The sequence below is a fragment of the Leucobacter soli genome (assembly GCF_042659205.1).
Lineage (GTDB): Bacteria > Actinomycetota > Actinomycetes > Actinomycetales > Microbacteriaceae > Leucobacter > Leucobacter soli.
In genome coordinates this window covers 1-4,072 of the sequence record NZ_JBHSRW010000207.1, presented here as the reverse complement: position 1 = coordinate 4,072, position 4,072 = coordinate 1, and the positions used below count along the sequence as shown (strand labels likewise).

The following is a 4,072-nucleotide window of genomic DNA, read 5'->3' as shown; positions in this document are numbered from 1 at the left end:
GAGGCCTGCGGGTGCTGCCGGCCTGGGCCGACCCGGAGGTCGCCGCGGCGTTCCGCGCCTCGATCGCGGAGGAGCCGCGCATCCACGACGTGGTTCTCGAACCGGGCGATCCCGAGGGGCGCCTGCTCGCCCCCGAGACAGAGGTGATCCTGGTGCTGGTGCCCGGGCTCGATCGCTCGGCGCTGCAGGAGGTGCTGGCCGGGGTGCAGCAGCGGTGGGCCGGCGATGCCCTGATCGCGAGCCGCGTCGACTCGCTGCACCTGTCGATCCGCTCGCTCGGATCGGATCGAGCAGCGCACTGAGCGGATCGAGCAGCGTTCAGAACAGATTGAGCAGCAGCACGTAGACGCCGGTGCCCGCGAATATGCTGAGCAGGGCGCGCCGGCCGAGGAAGAGGTGCACGAGGATCGTCACCGCGGTCGCGACCGCCACGATCCAGGGCTGCGCCGGCCGGGCCGCGATCTGCTCCTTCAGCATGACGACCGCGAGGATGAGCAGCAGGCCCGCGGGCATCCAGCGCCCCAGCGCCGTCACGAAGCGCGACTTGCGCAGCGGCTTGAGGATCGCGAACGGCAGCGCCCGCAGCAGCACGGTGATGACGCCGCCGATCGCCACCGCGGCGATCATGTAGCCGATCGTGGGAGTCACGACGCCTCCTCGCTCGGGGCCGCGTCGTCGTCGCGGCCGCCTTCGTCCGCTGTGCGCATGCGCGACCAGGCGTAACGGACGAACAGCAGCAGCGTGAAGATCACCAGGGCGGCGAGCACCTCGGAGCCGGGAAACACCAGCATCGCGAGGGCGACGGCGACGCCGGCGAGCGCGACCGAGGGGATCTCGCGCCGGGAGCGCGCGGCGTCGAGGGCCATGACGACGAAGAGGGCGACCAGGGCGAACTCGAAGCCCTCGATCGGCTCGGGCAGCATCGACGCGAGGGCGACGCCGACCAGGCCGCCGGCCACCCAGTAGGCCTGCATCAGGAACTGGCCGGTGAGCATCCGCGTCGAGGTCAGCTTCTCGGGCGGCATGAGCACGTACGTGGCGTAGGCCTCGTCGATCATCGCGTAGATCGAGTAGGCGCGGCCGAGACCCGGCCGAACGACCTGGATCGGGAACGAGAACGGATAGAAGACGTGCCGGAAGTTGATGGCGAAGACGGTCACGGCGATCGTCACGAGCGGAGTGGCCGCCGCGATCAGGCTGACGAGCAGCAGCTCGACCGAGCCCGCGAAGACGCCGATCGAGAGCGCGGGGGCGAGCCACCAGGGGAGTCCCGCCTGGATCACGAGCACGCCGAGCGCGACGCCGAGGGGGAAGATGCCGAGGCCGACGCCCAGCGAGTCGACCGCGCCGGCGCGCAGCTGCGCTGCGCGGGACATCAGATGACGGGACCCGTGTACTTCTCGCCCGGGCCGCTCCCCGGAGCATCCGGAATGGGGGAGGCCTCGCGGAAGGCGAGCTGGACCGAGCGCAGGCCGTCGCGCAGGGGGCGGGCGTGCGAATCGCTGATCTCGGGCGCGCCGGCGGTGATGAGGCCGGCGAGGGCGTTGATCAGCTTGCGCGCCTCGTCGAGGTCGGTCTGCGTCTCGGGATCGTCCGCGAGCCCGCACTTGACCGCGGCGGCGCTCAGCAGGTTGACGGCTGCCGCGGTGATCACCTCGACCGCCGGCACCTCGGCGATGTCGCGTGCGGCCTGGGCGACCTGCTCCTGCTCCGTGAGATCCTGGGGGTCTCGGTCCTCGACGCTCGAATGCAGCGCCGCCGGATCCTCGGCGGTGGGATCGGCGGTGTTCTCGGCGGAGATGTTGGGAGTCTGGTGCACATGAACCAGTCTACCGATCGGCGGGGCTCTGTTGGCAGGGGTCCGACCATCTGCTAGTATCTACAAGGTTCGCGGTCTTTCTCCGCGGACTCGCAAGTGGAGAAACTCCCACCCGCGGTCGACAGCATACGGCGAACTCCGGTTCTCCGAACGCCCAGACCACCGGGTTGTTGGCACCCCGTCCCGCAGCGGCTTCGGCCCGGTCGGGACAGCAGATGAAGGGTGCGGAACGCGCGTGCGCGATCCTCCGCTCTGCTTGCGAGCACCCCGGCACCGAGAAGCCTCGGCCGGGAGCAGCCCCAGCATTGAGACAGAGGAGCCGGCGATCAGCGATCCCCGTACGAATGACAGAATCCGCGCCCCCAAGGTGCGACTTGTTGGCCCTGGCGGCGAGCAGGTCGGGGTGGTGTCGATCGACAAGGCGCTGAGCCTCGCAGCCGACGCCGACCTCGATCTCGTCGAGGTCGCCCCGAACTCCGATCCGCCCGTGGCGAAGATCATGGACTTCGGCAAGTTCAAGTACGAGGCCGCGCAGAAGGCCAAGGAAGCCCGCCGCAACCAGGCCAACACGGTCCTGAAAGAGGTCCGCTTCCGTCTGAAGATCGACACGCACGACTACGAGACCAAGACGAAGCGCGCGATCGGCTTCCTGTCGCAGGGCGACAAGGTCAAGGCCATGATCCAGTTCCGCGGGCGCGAGCAGTCCCGGCCGGAGCAGGGCGTCCGGCTGCTGCAGAAGTTCGCCGAGGACATCGCCGAGTTCGGCACGGTCGAGAGCAACCCTCGCATCGACGGCCGCAACATGGTCATGGTGATCGCTCCGCTGAAGAACAAGAGCGAGGCGAAGGCCGAGCAGAATGCGCGCAGAGCCGAGGAGAAGGCCGACCGCAAGGCGGGCAAGGCCGCCGATGGCGCGGAGGATGTCGCGGACGGCACCGCGGCTCCGGATCAGTCCGCCGAGTAACAGACCTGCGGCCGTCGAGGCCGTATCCCCACGTAGTCGCTTCGGCGACACGCACCACACAAGGAGAAGAGATGCCCAAGCAGAAGACCCACTCGGGTGCCAAGAAGCGTTTCAAGGTGACCGGCAGCGGCAAGCTGATGAAGCAGCAGGCCGGCATGCGCCACAACCTCGAGGTGAAGGCCTCGAAGCGCAAGCGTCGTCTGAACGCCGAGCAGGTGCTCTCGGCCGGTGACGTCAAGCAGGCCAAGAAGCTGCTGGTCCGCTGAGCGGCCGCACCCGGATTTCGAAGATCTCGTAAGGAAGAACTGAAATGGCAAGAGTCAAGCGGGCAGTCAACGCCCATAAGAAGCGTCGCGTCATCCTGGAGCGCGCCGAGGGCTACCGCGGGCAGCGCTCGCGCCTGTACCGCAAGGCGAAGGAGCAGGTCACCCACTCGCTCGTCTACGCGTACAACGACCGTCGCAAGAAGAAGGGCGATTTCCGTCGCCTGTGGATCCAGCGCATCAACGCCGGCGCCCGCGCGCACGGCCTGACCTACAACCGCTTCATCCAGGGCCTCTCGCTCGCGGGTGTCGAGGTGGATCGTCGCATGCTGAGCGAGCTCGCCACCAACGAGCCGGCCGCGTTCGCGTCGCTCGTCGAGGCCGCCAAGCAGGCGCTGCCGGCCGACACCTCCGCGCCGAAGACCGTCGAGGCGCCCGCCGCGCCCGCGAAGAAGGCAGCCGCCAAGAAGGCTCCGGCGAAGAAGGCCGCCGACGCCGAGTAGGCTCCGCGCATTCCTCGGCGAAGGGTCGGTCACCGTATTGGTGCCCGGCCCTTCGCCGTTCCGAGCGGCGGCGCGGGGTGACGTCGTCCTGCGCCGGGGGCGACGTCGCTAGGCTGGTCGGGTGATCGAGAACCCCAAGAGCCCCCGCGTGCGCCGGGTCGCCGCCCTCTCGCGCCGGAAGGACCGGCGCCAGAGCGGCCTGTTCCTGGTCGAAGGACCCCAGGCCGTGCGGGAACTGCTGGCGCACCGGGCGGACCTCGCCGAGACGGTCTACGCGACGATGGGCACCGAGTCCTGGCAGCACGAGGTGGATCGACTGGCTTCGGAGCACGGCGTCGTCATCGAGCGCGTGACCGAGCCGGTGCTCGCGGCGATGGCCGAGACCGTTCATCCGCAGGGGGTGCTGGCCGTCGCCCGCATCGAGGCCGCACCGCTCGCCGGGGTGCTGCGCGACGCCCGTCTCGTGGCGATCCTGCACGAGGTGCGTGATCCCGGCAACGCCGGCACGGTGCTGCGCGCCGCG

At 69.4% G+C, this 4,072-nt stretch carries 7 protein-coding genes and 1 pseudogene; 5 read left to right on the top strand and 3 right to left on the bottom strand.

The window, feature by feature from the left end:
* Positions 1-302, top strand: a pseudogene (locus ACFPZL_RS10815) (SseB family protein); the annotation flags it as partial.
* Positions 303-318: 16 nt separating this feature from the next.
* On the opposite strand, the gene ACFPZL_RS10810 reads toward ACFPZL_RS10815, so the two are convergent.
* Genes ACFPZL_RS10810 through ACFPZL_RS10800 form a run of 3 tightly spaced genes read right to left on the bottom strand, consistent with a single transcriptional unit; the run spans position 319 to position 1,753 of the window.
* Positions 319-648, bottom strand: coding sequence for a branched-chain amino acid transporter permease (locus ACFPZL_RS10810; RefSeq protein WP_236021676.1), 330 nt, complete (start codon positions 646-648; stop codon positions 319-321).
* The gene (locus ACFPZL_RS10805; RefSeq protein WP_218113853.1) at positions 645-1,376 is read right to left on the bottom strand and encodes an AzlC family ABC transporter permease; all 732 of its coding nucleotides are present in this window, start codon (positions 1,374-1,376) and stop codon (positions 645-647) included. Before ACFPZL_RS10805 ends, ACFPZL_RS10810 begins: the two co-directional genes overlap by 4 nt.
* The gene (locus ACFPZL_RS10800) at positions 1,376-1,753 is read right to left on the bottom strand and encodes a DUF1844 domain-containing protein (RefSeq protein WP_218113915.1); all 378 of its coding nucleotides are present in this window, start codon (positions 1,751-1,753) and stop codon (positions 1,376-1,378) included. The genes ACFPZL_RS10805 and ACFPZL_RS10800 overlap by 1 nt, the downstream gene beginning before the upstream one ends.
* Before the next feature lie 370 nt (positions 1,754-2,123).
* On the opposite strand from ACFPZL_RS10800, the gene infC reads away from it, so the two are divergent.
* The 4 genes from infC to ACFPZL_RS10780 all read left to right on the top strand — a co-directional run.
* Positions 2,124-2,783 carry a translation initiation factor IF-3 gene (gene infC / locus ACFPZL_RS10795; protein WP_382335400.1) on the top strand — a complete coding sequence of 220 codons (660 nt, stop codon included), beginning with the start codon at positions 2,124-2,126 and terminating at the stop codon, positions 2,781-2,783.
* Between the two features lie 71 nt (positions 2,784-2,854).
* Positions 2,855-3,049, top strand: a complete 195-nt coding sequence (gene rpmI, locus ACFPZL_RS10790; protein ID WP_218113854.1) for a 50S ribosomal protein L35 — start codon at positions 2,855-2,857, stop codon at positions 3,047-3,049.
* A gap of 44 nt (positions 3,050-3,093) precedes the next feature.
* Entirely contained in the window at positions 3,094-3,549 is a 456-nt protein-coding gene (rplT, locus tag ACFPZL_RS10785; RefSeq protein ID WP_218113855.1) for a 50S ribosomal protein L20, read from the top strand.
* A 121-nt stretch (positions 3,550-3,670) separates the two neighbouring features.
* On the top strand, positions 3,671-4,072 hold a 402-nt coding region (locus tag ACFPZL_RS10780), incomplete at its 3' end, for a TrmH family RNA methyltransferase (RefSeq protein WP_382335397.1).

Excerpts from the sequence above, each read along its gene's own strand:
- rplT (WP_218113855.1), top strand. The coding sequence starts at position 3,094 with ATGGCAAGAGTCAAGCGGGCAGTCAACGCCCATAAGAAGCGTCGCGTC.
- rpmI (WP_218113854.1), top strand. The coding sequence starts at position 2,855 with ATGCCCAAGCAGAAGACCCACTCGGGTGCCAAGAAGCGTTTCAAGGTG.
- ACFPZL_RS10805 (WP_218113853.1), bottom strand. The coding sequence starts at position 1,376 with ATGTCCCGCGCAGCGCAGCTGCGCGCCGGCGCGGTCGACTCGCTGGGC.